The following is a 17,104-nucleotide window of genomic DNA, read 5'->3' as shown; positions in this document are numbered from 1 at the left end:
GTCGTGTCGGGGGTGCGCTCAGGAGATCCCGAGTTCCTTGTCGATCAGATCGAACATGTCCTGGTCGGAAGCGCCGGCCAGTTCCTCGTCCACGGTGGCGGGGGTGGGTGCGCCGTTGGGCGCCGCCCAGGAGTCGAGCAGGCCGCGCAGCGCCTCGGCGAGTTCCGCCCGGCCGGCCGGGTCCGAGGTGGCGCGGTAGGCCGCCTCGATCCCCAGCAGTCGGGGGTCGAGCCCGGTGTCACCGTCGTCCTCGGGGAAGAGTTCCGCGCCCAGGTGGTCGGCGAGGGCGTTCGGCGTCGGGTGGTCGAAGACGAGCGTCGCGGAGAGCCTGGCGCCGAGTGCGGAACCGAGCCGGTTGCGCAGTTCGACGGCGGTCAGGGAATCGAATCCCATGTCACGGAAGGCCCGGCCGGGCTTGACCACGTCGGCGGCTCCGGATTTTAGGACCGCGCCTACGTGCGTCCGGACCAGCTCGGCCAGTCGGCGCTTGCGCTTGGCAGCCGGCAACGCGGCCAGTTCGCCACGGAGCCCGCCGACCGCTGTGCTCGCGTCAGCGGTGTGCCCGGCCGTCCTTTCGGCGTCCTGCGCGGCCAGCAGGGCCTGTACGTCCGGGATCTCGTCGATCAGCGTGCGGTGCCCGTGGGCGCAGTACGCGGGCACGAACCGGTCCCAGCGGATGTCCGCCACGACGACGGTGGTCTCGTCCGCCGCCACCGACTCGCGCAGGGCGCGCACGGCGAGCGCCGGCTCCATCGCGGGCACTCCGCGCCGCGCCAGTTGCTCGCCGACCTCGGCGTCGACCATGCCGCCGCCGGCCCAGGCGCCCCAGGCGATCGAGGTGGCGGGCAGGCCGGCGGCGCGGCGCCGTTCGGCGAGCGCGTCGAGGTGGGCGTTGGCCGCCGCGTACGGTCCCTGACCGCCGTTGCCCCAGACGCCGGCTCCGGAGGAGAAGAGCACGAAGGCGTCCAACGGGCGTGCGCCCAGCAGCTCGTGCAGGTTCTCGGCGCCCACGACCTTGGCGTGCATCAGCTCGACCGCCTCGTCGGCGTCGATCTTCGTGAGCGGCCGCGCCCGGTCGACGGCGCCCGCGGTGTGGACGACCGCCGTCAGGGGAGTCTCTTCCGGGATGCCTCCCATGACCTCGGCCAGCGCGCCGCGGTCGGCCACGTCGCAGGCGGCGATGGTCACCCGGCATCCGAGGTCGGTGAGTTCGCGCTCCAGCTCCGCCGCACCGGGCGCGTCGGGACCGCGTCGGCTGGTCAGCACCAGATGCTCCGCGCCCTCCCGGGCGAGTTCCCTTGCCACATGGGCGCCGAGTGCTCCGGTGCCTCCGGTGACGAGTACGGCGCCTCGCGGTTTCCACACCGGCGCCTCGGCGGGTCCGGCGAGCGGTGAGCGCACCATTCGCCGGACGCGCACTCCCCGCTGCCCGGGCCGGAGCGCGAACTCGCTCTCTCCGCCGGACGCGTCGCCTGCCGCGAGCAGCGCGGGCAGCCGCACCAGCAACTCGGTGCCGCCGTCCACGGGGAGGTCCACCAGTCCGCCGGACCGCTCGGGATCGTCCAGCGCGGCCACCCGGAGCAGACCCCATGCGGCAGCCTGGCCGGCGACCGGCTCGTCCTCGCCGTCGACGGCGACGGCTCCACGCGTCAGTGACCACAGTCCCGCCTGGATCGCGTTGTCCGCGAGGGCCTGGCTCAGGGCCATGGAGCCGAGCACTCCCCTGGTGACACCCGGGCTGCGCTTGTCCGGTGCGTCGTCCAGGGCCAGCAGCGACAGCACGCCGGCGGGCGCGTCGCCGGGTTTCACGGCGGCGTCCAGCAGTTCGGCGACGACCGTCCGGTCCGCCCGCTCCGGCACGACGACGGGGATGACTCGCGCCGCCTCCTCCAGAACGCGTCGCGCCCCGACCGTCACGTCGTCCTCCGTCCGCCCTTCGGGGACGACGAGCAGCCAGGTCCCCTCGAGCGCGGCCCCTTCGTCGAGCTCATACGGCCGCCAGGCCACCCGATAGCGCCAGCCGTCCAGCTTCGCCCGGCCCTGCCGTCCCCGGTGCCAGGCCGACAACGCCGGCAGGAGATCACCGAGACCACCGGTCCCCTCCAGCCCCAGCGTGCCCGCGAACCCCTCGAGGTCACCCTCCTCGACGGTCCGCCAGAACTCCTCCTGCACCGGATCCACCCCGGCCCGCACCTTCGGCAGATCCAGCCAGTAACGACTGCGCTGGAACGCATACGTCGGCAACTCCACCCGACACGGCGACAACCCCGCAAACACCGGCCCCCAGTCAACCGCCACACCCCCCGCCCACGCCTCACCCAACGACAGATAGAACCGCCCCAGACCACCCTCACCCCGACGCAACGAACCCACCACCACCGCATCCGAACCCACAGCCTCGACCGTCTCACCGATCGGCACCGTCAACACCGGATGCGGACTCATCTCCAAAAACGCCCCAAACCCCTCCCCCACCAAACGCCGCACCACCGGCTCCAACAACACCGTCTGCCGCAAATTCCGGAACCAATACCCCCCATCCAACACCGCACCCTCAACCCACTCACCCGACACCGTCGACAAAAACGGCACCGACGGCACCAACGCCACAACCGAACCCAACGCCCCCGCCAACTCCGCCTCCAACGCCTCCACATGAGCCGAATGCGACGCATAATCCACATCAATACGCCGCACCCTCACCCCCGCCCCCACAGCAAACCCCACCAACTCCTCCAACGCCCCCACATCACCCGACACCACCGTCGACGACGGACCATTCACCGCCGCCACCGACACCCGACCACCCCAACGCCCCACCAACTCACCCACATCCTCAGCAGGAAGAGCCACCGACACCATCCCCCCACCACCCGCCAACGCCACAATCGCCCGCGACCGCAACACCACCACCCGCGCACCATCCACCAACGACAACGCACCCGCCACCACCGCAGCAGCAATCTCCCCCTGCGAATGACCCACCACCGCAGCCGGCCGCACACCGAACGACTCCCACAACGCAGCCAACGACACCATCACCGCCCACAACACCGGCTGCACCACATCCACCCGATCCAACCCCGGCGCACCCCCCACCCCCCGCACCACATCCACCAACGACCACTCCACCAACCCCTCCAACGCCACCCCACACTCACCAAACCGCGCAGCGAACACCGGCGACACATCCAACAACTCCACCGCCATCCCCACCCACTGCGCACCCTGCCCCGGAAACACGAACACCGGCGACCCAGCACCACCCACCACAGAACCCGACGCCAACCACTCACCCGCGACACCCACCGACCGGCACTCGAACACCGACCGCGACCGCCACAACGACCACGCCACATCCACCGCGTCGGCTGCCGTGGACTCCAGGTGTGCGGTCAGCTGCCGGACCTGGGCGGCCAGCGCCGCTTCCGTGCGGGCCGAGGTGAGGAGGGGCACCACCGCCCGGTCGCGCGCCGGATTCCGCTCGACGGGCTCGGAATCGGCGTCCGCGGCGTCCTGCGGCGGCGCTTCGAGGACGACGTGGGCGTTGGTGCCGCTGATGCCGAACGACGACACCGCCGCCCGCCGCGGCCGCCCCTCGGTCTCCTCCCACACCCGGGCCCGCGCCAGCAACTCCACCGCACCCGACGACCAGTCGACGATCGGGGAAGGCTGATCGCCTCGCAGCGACTCGGGGAGCGTGGCGTGGCGCATGGCCTGCACCATCTTGATGATCCCGGCCATGCCCGAAGCGGCCTGCGTGTGGCCGATGTTGGACTTCACGGACCCGAGCCACAACGGGCGGTCGCCGTCACGCTCCTGGCCATAGGTCGCCAACAGGGCCTGCGCCTCGATCGGGTCACCCAGCCTCGTCCCCGTACCGTGCGCCTCCACCACGTCCACATCCGCCGCCGACAGACCCGCGTCCGCCAACGCCGCACGGATCACCCGCTGCTGCGCGAGACCGTTCGGAGCCGTCAACCCGTTGGACGCGCCGTCCTGGTTGATCGCCGAACCCCGCACCACCGCCAGCACCTGATGCCCCAGCCGACGCGCGTCCGACAACCGCTCCAACAGCAGCACACCCACACCCTCGGACAGGGCGAATCCGTCCGCGTCGGCGGCGAAGGGCTTGCAGCGGCCGTCGGGTGCGAGGGCACGCTGACGACTGAAGGCGACGAACGCCCCGGGTCCCGACATCACGGTGGCTGCGCCGGCCACCGCCAGACGGCACTCACCGGCGCGCAGCGCGCGCACCGCCAGGTGCAGGGCGACCAGCGAGGAGGAGCAGGCCGTGTCGACGGTGACCGCCGGGCCCTCCAGTCCCAGGGCGTAGGCGATGCGACCGGACGCCACACTGGCTGCCGCTCCGGTCGCGAGGTATCCCTCGTTGTCCCCGGAGGCAGCGCGCAGCCGGGCGGCGTATTCCTGGTCGGTCAGGCCGACGTACACGCCGGTCGAGCTGCCCCGCAGGGTCTTGGGGTCGATGCCCGCGCGCTCCAGGGTCTCCCAGGCGGTCTCCAGCAGCAGTCGCTGCTGCGGGTCCATCGCCAGCGCCTCACGCGGCGAGATGCCGAAGAAGGCCGCGTCGAACTCGGCCGCGTCGTCGAGGAATCCGCTCTCCCGGACGTAGCTGGTGCCCAGGCGGTCGGGGTCGGGGTCGTAGAGGGCGTCGAGGTCCCAGCCGCGGTCGGTGGGCAGCGGGGAGATGACGTCCATGCCGTCGGCCACGAGACGCCACAGGTCCTCGGGGGCGCGGACGCCGCCGGGGAAGCGGCACCCCATCGACACGATCGCGATCGGTTCGTCGGCGGCCGTCGGAACGGCCGCGCCCGCGGTGTCCGTGGCGGGCCGCGCGTCCGCGTGCCTGCCACCGAAGGCCAGGTCGTCGACGCAGGCGGCGAGCGCGGAGATGCTGGGATGGTCGAAGACGACGGTGGTGGGCAGCTTCAGGCCGGTGGCACGGTGCACACGGTCGCGCAGCGCCACAGCGGTGAGGGAGTCGAAGCCGAGCTCCTTGAAGGCCGCGTCGACGCTGACCGCTTCCGTGTCGGCGTGCCCCAGCGCCGCGGCCACGTGAGTGCCGATCAGGGCGCGCAGTGCGGCGGTCCGCCGCTCGGGCTCGAGATCGGCCATCTCGCGCAGCGCGGCGGAGACGCCGTCGCCCCGGGCGGCCCCGGGCGCCGTTTCCGACGTCTCGGCGCCGGAGGGGGAGAGTTCCGAGAGGAGGGCACTGCCCCGTACGGAGGTGAAGACCTCCGCGAACCGTCGCCAGTCGACGTCGGCGACCGCGACGACCGTGTCCTCGTGGTCGAGGGCCTGCTGAAGGCCGGTGATCGCGGTGGCCGGCTCGATGACGGGGACGCCGCGACGGCGCAGGTCGTTCTGGACGGACTCGGCGATCATGCCGCCGCCGGCCCAGGGTCCCCAGGCCACGCTGAGCACGGGCGCGCCGTCGGCGCGTCGGCGTTCGGCTCGGGCGTCGAGGATCGCGTTCGCGGCACCGTAGGCGGCGTGGTCGGCGACCCCCCAGGTGCCGGAGATCGAGGAGAAGTAGACGACGGCGTCGAGTTCGGCCGTGTCCAGTACCTCGTCGAGGTGGGCGGCGCCGAGAACCTTGCCGGACAGCGTCGCGGCGAGGTCGTCGACGTCGGTCTCCGTGATCGGGCCGAGCACGCTGACGCCGGCCGCGTGGACGACCGACCGCACCGGACTGCCGCTGCCGGCAAGGCCGTCGACCAGGTCGGCGAGCGCCTGGCGGTCGGCGGTGTCACAGGCGGCGACGGTGATCCGGGTGCCGTGGTGCGCGAGTTCGTCCCGCAGGCCGGCGATGTGGGAGCCGTCGCCACGACGACCGGTCAGGACGAGGTGTTCGGCTCCACGGGTGGCCAGCCAGCGGGCGACATGGGCGCCGAGCGCGCCGGTTCCCCCGGTGACGAGGACGGTGCCGCGCGGGCGCCAGTCACGCGGTGCCGGCTTGCCGCGGGTAGCGGCGTGGACGAGCCGACGGCCGTATGTCCTGCCGTCCCGGAGGGCCACCTGATCCTCCGCCACGCCTGCCGTGACGGCGTCCAGCAGCAGCTCCGTGAGGCCGTTCGCCCCGGCCTGCGGCAGGTCGACGAGTCCGCCCCAGCGCCTGGGGTGTTCCAGGGCGGCGCTCCGGCCGAGGCCCCACACGCCGGCCTGCCCGGGCGCCGCCGGCCCGTCGTCGTCGCCGACGGCCACGGCGCCTCGGGTCACACACCACAGCGGTGCGTCGATGCCCACGTCGCCGAGGGCCTGCAGCAGTGTGAGGGTGCCGGCGAGCCCGAGCGGTACGGCGGGCTGCCGGGGGTGCGGCCGCTCGTCGAGCGCGAGCAGGGACAGCACCCCGGCGAACACGTCGGCGGTGGTCAGCAGTGCCGCGAGCGCCGCGCGGTCCAGCCGGGCGGCGTCGACGGCGACGACGACGGCACGGGCTCCGCGCGCCTCCAGTTCCGCCCGCACGTCGGTGACCAGGTGGTCACCTTCCATCGACTCGGGGGCGACGATCAGCCAGGTTCCTCCGACGGCGGTGGGGGCGTTCGCGGTCAGCGGCCGCCACTCCACCCGGTGCCGCCATCCGTCGACCACTCCCCGCTCGCGGTGTGCGGTGCGCCAGGCGGCGAGAGCCGGCACGACGCTCTCCAGCCCCTCCGCCACACCGAGCGTGCCCGCGAGCCCTTCGAGGTCACCCTCCTCGACGGTCCGCCAGAACTCCTCCTGCACCGGATCCACCCCGGCCCGCACCTTCGGCAGATCCAGCCAGTAACGACTGCGCTGGAACGCATACGTCGGCAACTCCACCCGACACGGCGACAACCCCGCAAACACCGGCCCCCAGTCAACCGCCACACCCCCCGCCCACGCCTCACCCAACGACAGATAGAACCGCCCCAGACCACCCTCACCCCGACGCAACGAACCCACCACCACCGCATCCGAACCCACAGCCTCGACCGTCTCACCGATCGGCACCGTCAACACCGGATGCGGACTCATCTCCAAAAACGCCCCAAACCCCTCCCCCACCAAACGCCGCACCACCGGCTCCAACAACACCGTCTGCCGCAAATTCCGGAACCAATACCCCCCATCCAACACCGCACCCTCAACCCACTCACCCGACACCGTCGACAAAAACGGCACCGACGGCACCAACGCCACAACCGAACCCAACGCCCCCGCCAACTCCGCCTCCAACGCCTCCACATGAGCCGAATGCGACGCATAATCCACATCAATACGCCGCACCCTCACCCCCGCCCCCACAGCAAACCCCACCAACTCCTCCAACGCCCCCACATCACCCGACACCACCGTCGACGACGGACCATTCACCGCCGCCACCGACACCCGACCACCCCAACGCCCCACCAACTCACCCACATCCTCAGCAGGAAGAGCCACCGACACCATCCCCCCACCACCCGCCAACGCCACAATCGCCCGCGACCGCAACACCACCACCCGCGCACCATCCACCAACGACAACGCACCCGCCACCACCGCAGCAGCAATCTCCCCCTGCGAATGACCCACCACCGCAGCCGGCCGCACACCGAACGACTCCCACAACGCAGCCAACGACACCATCACCGCCCACAACACCGGCTGCACCACATCCACCCGATCCAACCCCGGCGCACCCCCCACCCCCCGCACCACATCCACCAACGACCACTCCACCAACCCCTCCAACGCCACCCCACACTCACCAAACCGCGCAGCGAACACCGGCGACACATCCAACAACTCCACCGCCATCCCCACCCACTGCGCACCCTGACCCGGAAACACGAACACCGGCGACCCAGCACCACCCACCACAGAACCCGACGCCACCCACTCACCCGCAACACCCACCGACCGGCACTCGAACACCGACCGCGACCGCCACAACGACCACGCCACGTCCACCGCGTCAAGTGAGCTGGACCCGGCGGTGAACTGCGTGAGCCGGGACTCCTGCTCCGCGAGTGCGGCCGGAGTGCGGGCAGAGACGAGCCAAGGCAGTGCGACCTCACGGGCGGGCGCCCCCGCGACCGAGTGAGCGAGCTCGGTCACGGCCGCCTCCGTCACGGCCGGTTCGGTCACGGCCGGCTCCCTCACGGCCGGTTCGGTCATGCCTTCGAGGACGACGTGGGCGTTGGTGCCGCTGATGCCGAACGACGACACCGCCGCCCGCCGCGGCCGCCCCTCGGTCTCCTCCCACACCCGGGCCCGCGCCAGCAACTCCACCGCACCCGACGACCAGTCGACCAGCGGCGAGGGGGTTTCGGCGTGCAGGGACTTCGGCAGCACCGCTGCCCTCATGGCCTGCACCATCTTGATCACGCCGCCGACGCCGGCCGCCGCCTGTGCGTGGCCGATGTTCGACTTGAGGGACCCGAGCCACAACGGGCGGTCGCCGTCACGCTCCTGGCCATAGGTCGCCAGCAGCGCCTGCGCCTCGATCGGGTCACCCAGCCTCGTCCCCGTACCGTGCGCCTCCACCACGTCCACATCCGCCGCCGACAGACCCGCGTCCGCCAACGCCGCACGGATCACCCGCTGCTGCGCAAGACCGTTCGGAGCCGTCAACCCGTTCGACGCACCGTCCTGGTTGATCGCCGAACCCCGCACCACCGCCAGCACCTGATGCCCCAGCCGACGCGCGTCCGACAACCGCTCCAGCAACAGCACACCCACACCCTCGGCCCAGTTGGTGCCGTCGGCGCCGGCCGCGAAGGGCTTGCAGCGGCCGTCGGCGGCCAGGCCGCGCTGACGGCTGAACTCGACGAACATGCCGGGGCCGGACATCACGGTGGCGCCGGCGGCGAGGGCCAGTGAGCACTCTCCGGAGCGGAGCGCGCGCACCGCCAGGTGCAGGGCGACCAGCGAGGAGGAGCAGGCCGTGTCGACGGTGACCGCCGGGCCCTCCAGTCCCAGGGCGTAGGCGATGCGACCGGACGCCACACTGGCCGTCGTCCCCGTGAGGAGGTGGCCCTCGACGGCTTCGCCCGCTTCGTGGAGGCGGGGGCCGTACTCGGGCGCGGTGACTCCGACGAAGACGCCGGTTGCAGTGGCGTGCAGGGCGCGGGGGTCGAGTCCTGCCCGTTCGATCGCCTCCCAGGAGGTTTCCAGGAGCAGTCGCTGCTGCGGGTCCATCGCCGTCGCCTCACGCGGGGAGATCCCGAAGAAGGCGGCGTCGAACTCGGCCGCGCCCGCCAGGAACCCGCCCTCGCGCACATAGGTGGTGCCGGTGCGGTCGGGGTCGGGGTCGTAGAGGGCCTCGACGTCCCAGCCACGATCGGTGGGGAACGCGGTGACGGCGTCGGTCTCGTCGCGGACCAGGCGCCACAGGTCCTCGGGGGCACGGACGCCGCCGGGGAAGCGGCACCCCATCGACACGATCGCGATCGGTTCGTCGGCGGCCGCGTGGCGATCGTGGGAGGCGGCTTCGGTGGAGGCGGGGGCAGGGGCGGAGGCGCTCAGGCTCTCGGCGAGCCGGGCGGGCGTGGGGTACTCGTAGACGGCGGTCGTCGCCAGGGTGAGGCCGCCGACGGAGTTGATCCGGTCGCGCAGCTCGACGGCGGTGACGGAGTCGATGCCGAGCTCTTTGAAGGTCCGCTGGGGGGCGACCAGGGCCTGGTCCGGGTAGCCGAGGACGACCGCGGTGCACTCGCGGACGAGGCGGAGCGCGTCACCGCTGCCGAGCCCTGAGGCCGCCTCGTCGGAGACGGTCGCCGTGGCGGTCGCCGTGGTGGTCCCGGGGGCGTCGGCGGCGGGGGCCGTCGCGGTGGGCGTCGGCCCGTTCACGGCGTTGTCCGAGACGCCGGTGACCCAGTGGCGTCGGCGCTGGAAAGCGTAGGTGGGCAGATCGCGACGCCGGGGCGCCAGGCCGGTGAAGACGGGGGTCCAGTCGACGTCGGCGCCGTGGCTCCACAGGGCGCCGAGGGAGGTCTGGAACCGGGTGGCTCCGCCCTGGCCCCTGCGCAGGGTTCCGGTGACCACCGCCTGCCGGGGGCCGGTCGCGGCCTCGACGGTCTCCTTGACCGGGGCGATGAGCACGGGATGCGGGCTGACCTCGACGAAGGCGCCGTGGCCCGCGAGCGCCAGAGCACGCACGGCCGGCTCCAGGAGGACGGGGTTGCGGAGGTTGTCGTACCAGTACCGGGCGTCGGTGACCGGGCCTTCGAGCCAGTCTCCGGTGACGGTGGACAGGAAGGGCACGTCCGGCCGGCGCGGGGTGATCCCCGCGAGGAGGTCGAGCATCTGCTCACGCACCGGGTTCACGTGCGGAGAATGGGAGGCGTAGTCGATTCCGACGCGGCCGGCGCGGACGTTCTCGCGCTCCGCGGTGGCGAGGATGTCGTCGACGGTCTCGATGTCGGCGGAGACGACCGTGGAGGCAGGGCCGTTGAGGGCGGCGACGGTGACGCGATCGTCCCATTTCCCGGTGAACCGGCGGGCGGCGTCCTCGGAAAGGGTGAGCGCGACCATTCCGCTGCGGCCCTCGAGCGGTACGAGGATCCTGCTGCGCAGAGCGACGACCAGTGCGGCGTCCTCCAGGCTGAGGGCTCCGGCCACGCAGGCGGCGGCGATCTCGCCCTGTGAGTGTCCGACGACGGCGGCGGGCCGGACGCCGTGCGACTGCCACAGGGCGGCCAGGGACACCATGACGGCCCACAGCACGGGCTGCACGACGTCGGACCGGTCCAGGGGCGGAGCGTCGGCGTCGCCGCGCAGCACGGCGGCGAGATCCCATGCGACGTGCGGAGCCAGCGCCTGCCCGCACTCGGTGAGGCGTGCCGCGAAGACAGGTGAGGACGCGAGGAGTTCGGCGGCCATGCCGGCCCACTGGCTGCCCTGGCCGGGGAAGACGAACACGGGCCGGTTCACGTCGCCGTCGAGAGGGTGGGACGGGGCCGCTGCGGTGATGCCGCTGAGCAGACCGGCGGTGTCCGAGCCCACGGCGAGGGCCCGGTGCGCGAGCGGGGTGCGGGCGGTCAGCAGGGACCACGCGATGTCGACGGGGTCGGCGTCGGTGTCGCGGACGTGTGCGGTGAGGCGGTCCGTCTGGAGGCGGAGCGCGCCAGGGGTGGCGGCGGACAGCAGCCAGGGCACGGTGGCGGGGGTGGCGCGCGGCGGCCGCAGGTCCTTTTCGGCCGCGGGGGCTTCTTCGAGGACGAGGTGGACGTTGGTGCCGCCCATGCCGAAGGAGGAGACTCCGGCGCGCAGCGGGTCGCCGGGGGCGGCCGGGGCCCAGTCGGTGGTGTCGCGGTGGACGCGCAGGCCGAGGCCGTCGAGGTCGATGGCGGGGTTCGGCTCGTCGTGGTTCAGGCTGGGCACGAGTTGACGGTGGGACAGGCAGAGCACCGTCTTGAGCAGTCCCGCGATGCCGGCGGCGCCTTCCAGGTGCCCGATGTTGGTCTTCACGGAGCCGACGGCCAGTGGGGCGCGTCGCCCGTCGGCGGTGCCGAGCACCGCGCCGAGGGCGGCGGCCTCGACGGGGTCGCCGACGCGGGTTCCGGTGCCGTGGAGTTCGACGTAGCCGATGCCGGCGGGGTCGACCCCGGCGCGCAGGCACGCGGTGCGCAGGACGGCCGCTTGAGCGTCGGCGTCCGGGGTGGTGATGCTGGTTCCGGTTCCGTCGTTGTTGAGGGCGCCGCCGCGGATGACGGCGTGGATGTGGTCACGGTCGGCGACGGCGCGTGAGAGCAGCTTCAACACGACGATGCCGCCGCCTTCGCCGCGTACGTAGCCGTTGGCGCGGGCGTCGAAGGTGTGGCAGGCGCCGTCCGGGGAGAGTGCCCCGAACTGGGCGGCGGCCAGGGAGCTTCGCGGACTGAGGTTGAGGTGCACCCCGCCGGCGAGGGCGAGGTCGCAGTCACCGAGCCGGAGGCTGTCGCAGGCGAGCTGGACTGCTACCAGGGAGGACGACTGGGCGCTGTCGACGGTCACGCTGGGGCCGCTGACGCCGAGCGCGTAGGACAGCCGGTTGGCGATGAGGGAGCGGTGGAGGCCGGTGAGCGTGTGGTGTCCGGTTCCCTGTCCCGCGTCGCGGACGACGTCGGCGTAGTCGCACCCGTCGGCGCCCACGTAGACCGCCACGGCGCGCAGGGCGGCGGTGACCGGGACGCCGGCGTGCTCCAGGGCCTCCCAGCCCAGTTCGAGAGCGAGGCGGGCCTGCGGGTCCATGGCGTCGGCCTCGCGGGGCGAGATGCCGAAGAACGCGGCGTCGAAGTCGGCGGGTGCGCTGATGTAGCCGCCGCGCAGGGGTGCGGTGCCACCGTGCGGGGTGGGCCAGCCCTGGGCGGGTACACCGGTGCGCCGGTCCTGCGGAGTGTCGGTGACGGCGCTGCGGCCGGCGGCCAGCAGCTCCCAGTAGGCGGCCGGATCGTCGGCGCCCGGGAGCCGGCACGCGAGGCCGACCACGGCCACGGGCTCGTGACCGGGAGCGGTGTTGCGGGCGGCGGTGGGCACCGGCTGGTTCATCGATGGCACTCCAAGACCGGGGGCGGGAGGCTGGGGGTGGCTCACACATTCGCACGCGGACAGGGGCCGTCCGGCGATCCGGGGAAACGCTCTAGGGGAATCTCTAGGCACGTCGTGGGCCGTGCCCGGTCGTCGTCCCGGTCGGTCGTCCCGGTCGGTCGTCCGGCCGGCCACGGCCACCGCCGCCGGACGCGGTGGCCGTGCCATAGCCAGTGGCGGGGCCCGCCGCAAGGGGCGGCGGTCTAGGCGAATGCTCGAATGCGGACGGGCACTCTGTGGGGACGGATTGCACTGCGCGTCCTTCGGCGCGGGTGCGCGCGCCGGCGGCCGCCCTGGTTGATCACGCGAACGGTCGCACTCCGCGGTCGAGAGAAGGGCTGATTGATGACTCCGACAATCGCGCCTGCGGCGTCGTACGGCGAGGAGGCCCGCACGCTGGCGGCGCTGGCGGTCTCCGCGGCGACCGTCGACGGCGGTGTGCTCAGCGACGGGGAACTCGCGGCGTGGCTGGAGGACAGGCGTCGCGCCCAGCCGCAGCAGGTGGAACGGGTGCCGTTCGCGGGGCTGTCCGGCTGGCGGTTCGAGGAGGGGACCGGCGATCTGCGGCACGCCAGCGGTGGTTTCTTCTCGGTGCACGGACTGCGGGTCCACTCGGACTTCGGTCCGGTGTCCGAGTGGGAGCAGCCGATCGTCGATCAGCCCGAGATCGGGATCCTGGGGATCGCCATGCGGGACTTCGGGGGGATACCTCATCTGCTGATGCAGGCGAAGTCGGAGCCGGGCAACGTGAACGGGATGCAGTTGTCGCCGACCGTCCAGGCGACGAAGAGCAACTACCGGCGGGTGCACGGTGGTTCGGCCGTCCGGTACCTGGACTGTTTCCGCAGTCCCGAGCCGGGTGCGGTGGTGGCCGACGTCCTCCAGTCGGAGCAGGGTTCGTGGTTCCTCCGCAAGAGGAACCGCAACATGATCGTGCGGGTCGGTCCGGAGGTGGAGGCGGGCGAGGACTTCGCCTGGCTGACTGTACGTCAGGTGAACATGCTGCTCAAGCAGGACAACGTCGTGAACATGGACGCCCGGACGGTCCTGTCGTGCCTGCCCGACTGGCGGGCGGACGCCTCCGCCCTGGCCGGATCGCTGCACCCGGACGCCGAGATACGCAGTTGGATCACTCGGCGACGGGCGGAGCACGACGTGAGGGTCGCTCCGATCGGACTCGCGGACACACAGGGCTGGCAGCACGATCCGCACACGGTGTCCCACGTGCGCGGACACCACTTCAGCGTGGTGGCCGTGGACGTCGTCTCGGGCCGCCGTGAAGTGGCGGCGTGGTCGCAGCCGCTCATCGAGCCGCACGGGACGGGCATCGCGGCCCTGTTCGTACGCCGGGTCGACGGCGTACGCCACGTGCTGCTGCGGGCGCGCGCCGAGGCCGGCTTCCTGACGGTGGTCGAGCTGGGGCCGACGGTGCAGTGCACGGTCCAGAACTACTCGCACCTGCCGCGCACGTCGTGGCCGCCCTACCTGGACGAGGTGCAGAACCGGCGCGGCGGTGCCGTGTACGACGTGCTGCTGTCGGAGGAGGGCGGGCGGTTCCTCAACGCGCAGAGCCACTACGTGATCATCGAGATCGAGGACGAGGCGCCTCTGGAATCGGAGGAGTTCCGCTGGGTGTCGCTGCGGCAGGTCGACGAACTGCTGCGCTACAGCCACAACTTGAGTGTTCAGGCACGTACGCTGATCACCGCGCTGAGGTCGCTGTGACGGCCCCGGCGGCGCGGCCGATGCGCCTGGGGGTGATCGGTACCTCGTCGATGGCCGAGCGGCGGGTCCTGCCGACGGTGACCCGTATGCCGGAGTGGGAGCTGGTGGCCGTCGCCGGACGCGCGGCGAAGAAGGCGGCCCGCTTCGCGGAACAGTTCGGCTGCGCGGCCGAGGAGGACGCCGGAGCGCTGCTGGAGCGAACGGACGTGGACGCGGTGTACGTGTCGACCCCGACGGGCCTGCACCGTCACTGGGCCGAGCGGGCGCTGCGGGCGGGCAAGCACGTGCTGGTGGAGAAGCCGATCGGGGTCGACGCCGCCGAAGCGCGTTCCCAGTGCGCGCTGGCAGCGGAACGCGGACTGGCGCTGCGGGAGAACTTCATGTTCCTGCACCATCCGCAACACGCCAGAGTGCGGGAACTGATGGCCGACGGCCGCGTGGGCCGGCCGGCCTCCTTCCGTGCCGCGTTCTGCATTCCGCCGCTGCCGCAGGACGACATCCGCTACGACGCCCGGCTGGGCGGCGGTGCGCTGCTCGACGTCGGCGTGTACCCGCTGCGGGCCGCCGTGCACCTGCTCGGGCCGGGACTGGAGGTGGCCGGGGCGACGTTGCGCACCCGCGCCTCGGACGGCCTCGATCTGTCGGGTCAGGTACTGCTCACCTCACCGTCGGGGGTCCTGGCCGAGTTGGCGTTCGGCTTCGAGCACGCCTACGCGTCGACGTACACGGTGTGGGGCGATCGGGGCCGGCTGACGGTGACCCGGGCGTTCACTCCGCCGGCCACCCACCAGCCGCTGCTCGTCGTCGAGGAACAGGACCGCGAGGAGCGGCTGGTTCTGCCCGCCGCCGATCAGTTGGCGCTCCTGCTGGCGGAGTTCGCGCACGCGGGCCGCTCGGGCGGCGGCGACACCCGGCGGCTCATGGACTCGGTCGCGACGATGGACCTCGTCGACGCCGTCCGCAGGACGGCTCGACGGATGCCGGTGTGCTGACGGCAGACCGCCCGAGGCCGCCGGACCGAGGGGCCGGAGAAGGGGCCGCAGGGGACGGGGGAGAGATATCTCGACGAGGCAACGAACCTCCGGACTCTAGGAAAATCACGATCAAGACCCGGTTAATCTGAAGTCATGACGGCCAGAACAGCCAAGGCGAACACCAGGACTTTCACGCAGAATGCGCGGCGGGCGCAGATAGTACAGGCGGCTATCGAAACGCTCGCCGAATCCGGCTACACAAAGGCGTCGTTCAGCAGAATCTCGCAGCAGGCCGAACTCTGCAGTACGGGAATGATCTCGTACCACTTCTCCGGCAAGCCCGAGCTGTTCGCGGAAGCCGCCCGCGTCATCGTCGAAATGGCCGAAAAGGTGGCCGGAATGCGCATGGGCGACGAGCGGACGTACCGCGGCAAGCTGAGCGCGTACATCACGTCGAACTTCGACTTCATCACGAGCTATCCGATGCACACCCGGGCGCTCACCGAGATCGTCAAAATGATCCGGGACCGGCAGATCACCGGTCTGGAGGAAGTCGAACGCAACATCATGTCCGTGGACCGGCTCGCCGCCCTGCTCGAACAGGGCTGTGACGCAGGGGAGTTCGGCAGCTTCGACTGTCTCACCATGGCCCTGGCCATCCGTGGCGCGATCGATGCCGTCGTGCGCCGCCATCTGTCCCAGGCGGCGATAGACCTGGACCGGTGCGCTCGCGAACTGACGGTCGCGTTCGACCGCTGCACGACGCCCGTGTGAGACCACGTTCGGCCGGCATGCCCAAGGCCACGACTCCGGAGCACATCTCATGACCTCCCCCACACCCCGCCCTGAGTCCACGACGCCCACGTCCGCACCTTCCGCGACGCCATCCGCCACCACATCGGACAGCCCCTCTTCACCCTGGGCTTTCGTGGTCACGGTCGTCTGCGACATCGTGCTTCCCGTGGGGCTCTATTACCTGTTGCGCGCGTGCGGAGCGGGTGAGATCACCGCCCTGCTGCTCAGCGGTTCGGCGCCCGCTCTGCACACGCTCCATTCCGCGATACGCCATCGAAGACTGGACGCGATCGGGGTTTTCACCCTCGCGCTGCTCGCGGTGAGCGCGGTGGCTTCGCTGCTGACCTCGGACCCGCGCATCGCGCTCGCCCGCAACGGCCTGTTCACCGCGCTGGCCGGAATCTGGCTGCTGGTCACCCTGTTCACCGGGCGCCCGTTCACCTACCAGGCGCTGCGCACCCTCCTGCCCGGCAAGAGCGCGACACTGGAGCGGTTGTGGGCGTCGGACGCGTCGTTCCGGCGTGTGTGGCGCGGCTTGACGGTGCTGTGGGGCGTCGGTCTGCTGTGCGACGCCCTGCTTCGGCTTCTCATGGCCTACACCTTGCCCGTCGACAGCGTCCCCGCGCTGGACGGCGTCCTGTACGCGGTCTCGTGGATCTTCCTCCAGGTGATCACTCAGGTCGTGCTGGTCCGCACCCGCACACTCGTCAAGATCTTCGGCACCCTCGGACCCCGCCGCGCCTTCACGGCGACGACTCGGCAGGACGAGGCGAGCGACTGAGCCGCGCGCCGCCTCGGCGCCGACCCCGACAGGCCCGAGGACACGAGGCCGAGCGCACTGACCGGCGCCGCGCTCGCCTGCCTGGACGCGGCCTCCACGGCCTGGGTGGCCTGCGAGGGCACGATCCCGCTGGCCGTGCTGCTGGACCGGGCCGTGGGCGCGTTGGCGAAGTAGCCCCGCGCCCGGCCCCGGTGGACGAGGACCCCCCGGCGACTCACTCCACTCACCGACCGGGCGTCCGGTGAACCCGCCCGCCACCTCGGTGGAACGGTAGCGTCCGTCGAGGCGGGCG

Annotated in this window: 5 protein-coding genes and 1 pseudogene; 5 read left to right on the top strand and 1 reads right to left on the bottom strand. The window is 71.9% G+C overall.

From position 1 onward, the window contains the following. Window positions 1-18: 18 nt before the first annotated feature. Entirely contained in the window at window positions 19-12,498 is a 12,480-nt protein-coding gene (locus QF032_RS35460) for a type I polyketide synthase (protein ID WP_307059287.1), read from the bottom strand. 384 nt (window positions 12,499-12,882) lie between these two features. Between QF032_RS35460 and QF032_RS35455 the strand changes: the two genes are divergently transcribed. The 5 genes and pseudogenes from QF032_RS35455 to QF032_RS35435 all read left to right on the top strand — a co-directional run. After that, window positions 12,883-14,262, top strand: a complete 1,380-nt coding sequence (locus QF032_RS35455; RefSeq protein ID WP_307059284.1) for an NDP-hexose 2,3-dehydratase family protein — start codon at window positions 12,883-12,885, stop codon at window positions 14,260-14,262. Between the two features lie 20 nt (window positions 14,263-14,282). Next, window positions 14,283-15,254, top strand: a complete 972-nt coding sequence (locus QF032_RS35450; RefSeq protein WP_307048328.1) for a Gfo/Idh/MocA family protein — start codon at window positions 14,283-14,285, stop codon at window positions 15,252-15,254. A 135-nt stretch (window positions 15,255-15,389) separates the two neighbouring features. Further along, window positions 15,390-16,010 (top strand): TetR/AcrR family transcriptional regulator, encoded by a 621-nt coding sequence (locus QF032_RS35445; RefSeq protein WP_307048326.1) that lies wholly within the window; start codon window positions 15,390-15,392, stop codon window positions 16,008-16,010. A gap of 154 nt (window positions 16,011-16,164) precedes the next feature. Continuing rightward, the gene (locus QF032_RS35440) at window positions 16,165-16,812 is read left to right on the top strand and encodes a VC0807 family protein (protein WP_307048325.1); all 648 of its coding nucleotides are present in this window, start codon (window positions 16,165-16,167) and stop codon (window positions 16,810-16,812) included. Between the two features lie 15 nt (window positions 16,813-16,827). After that, a pseudogene (locus tag QF032_RS35435) lies at window positions 16,828-16,986 on the top strand (TetR family transcriptional regulator); the annotation flags it as partial. Window positions 16,987-17,104: the final 118 nt, after the last annotated feature.

The sequence above is a fragment of the Streptomyces achromogenes genome (assembly GCF_030816715.1).
Classification (GTDB): Bacteria; Actinomycetota; Actinomycetes; order Streptomycetales; family Streptomycetaceae; genus Streptomyces; species Streptomyces achromogenes_A.
The sequence above is the reverse complement of the archived record's forward strand: the minus strand, read 5'-3'. Positions and strand labels throughout refer to the sequence as shown.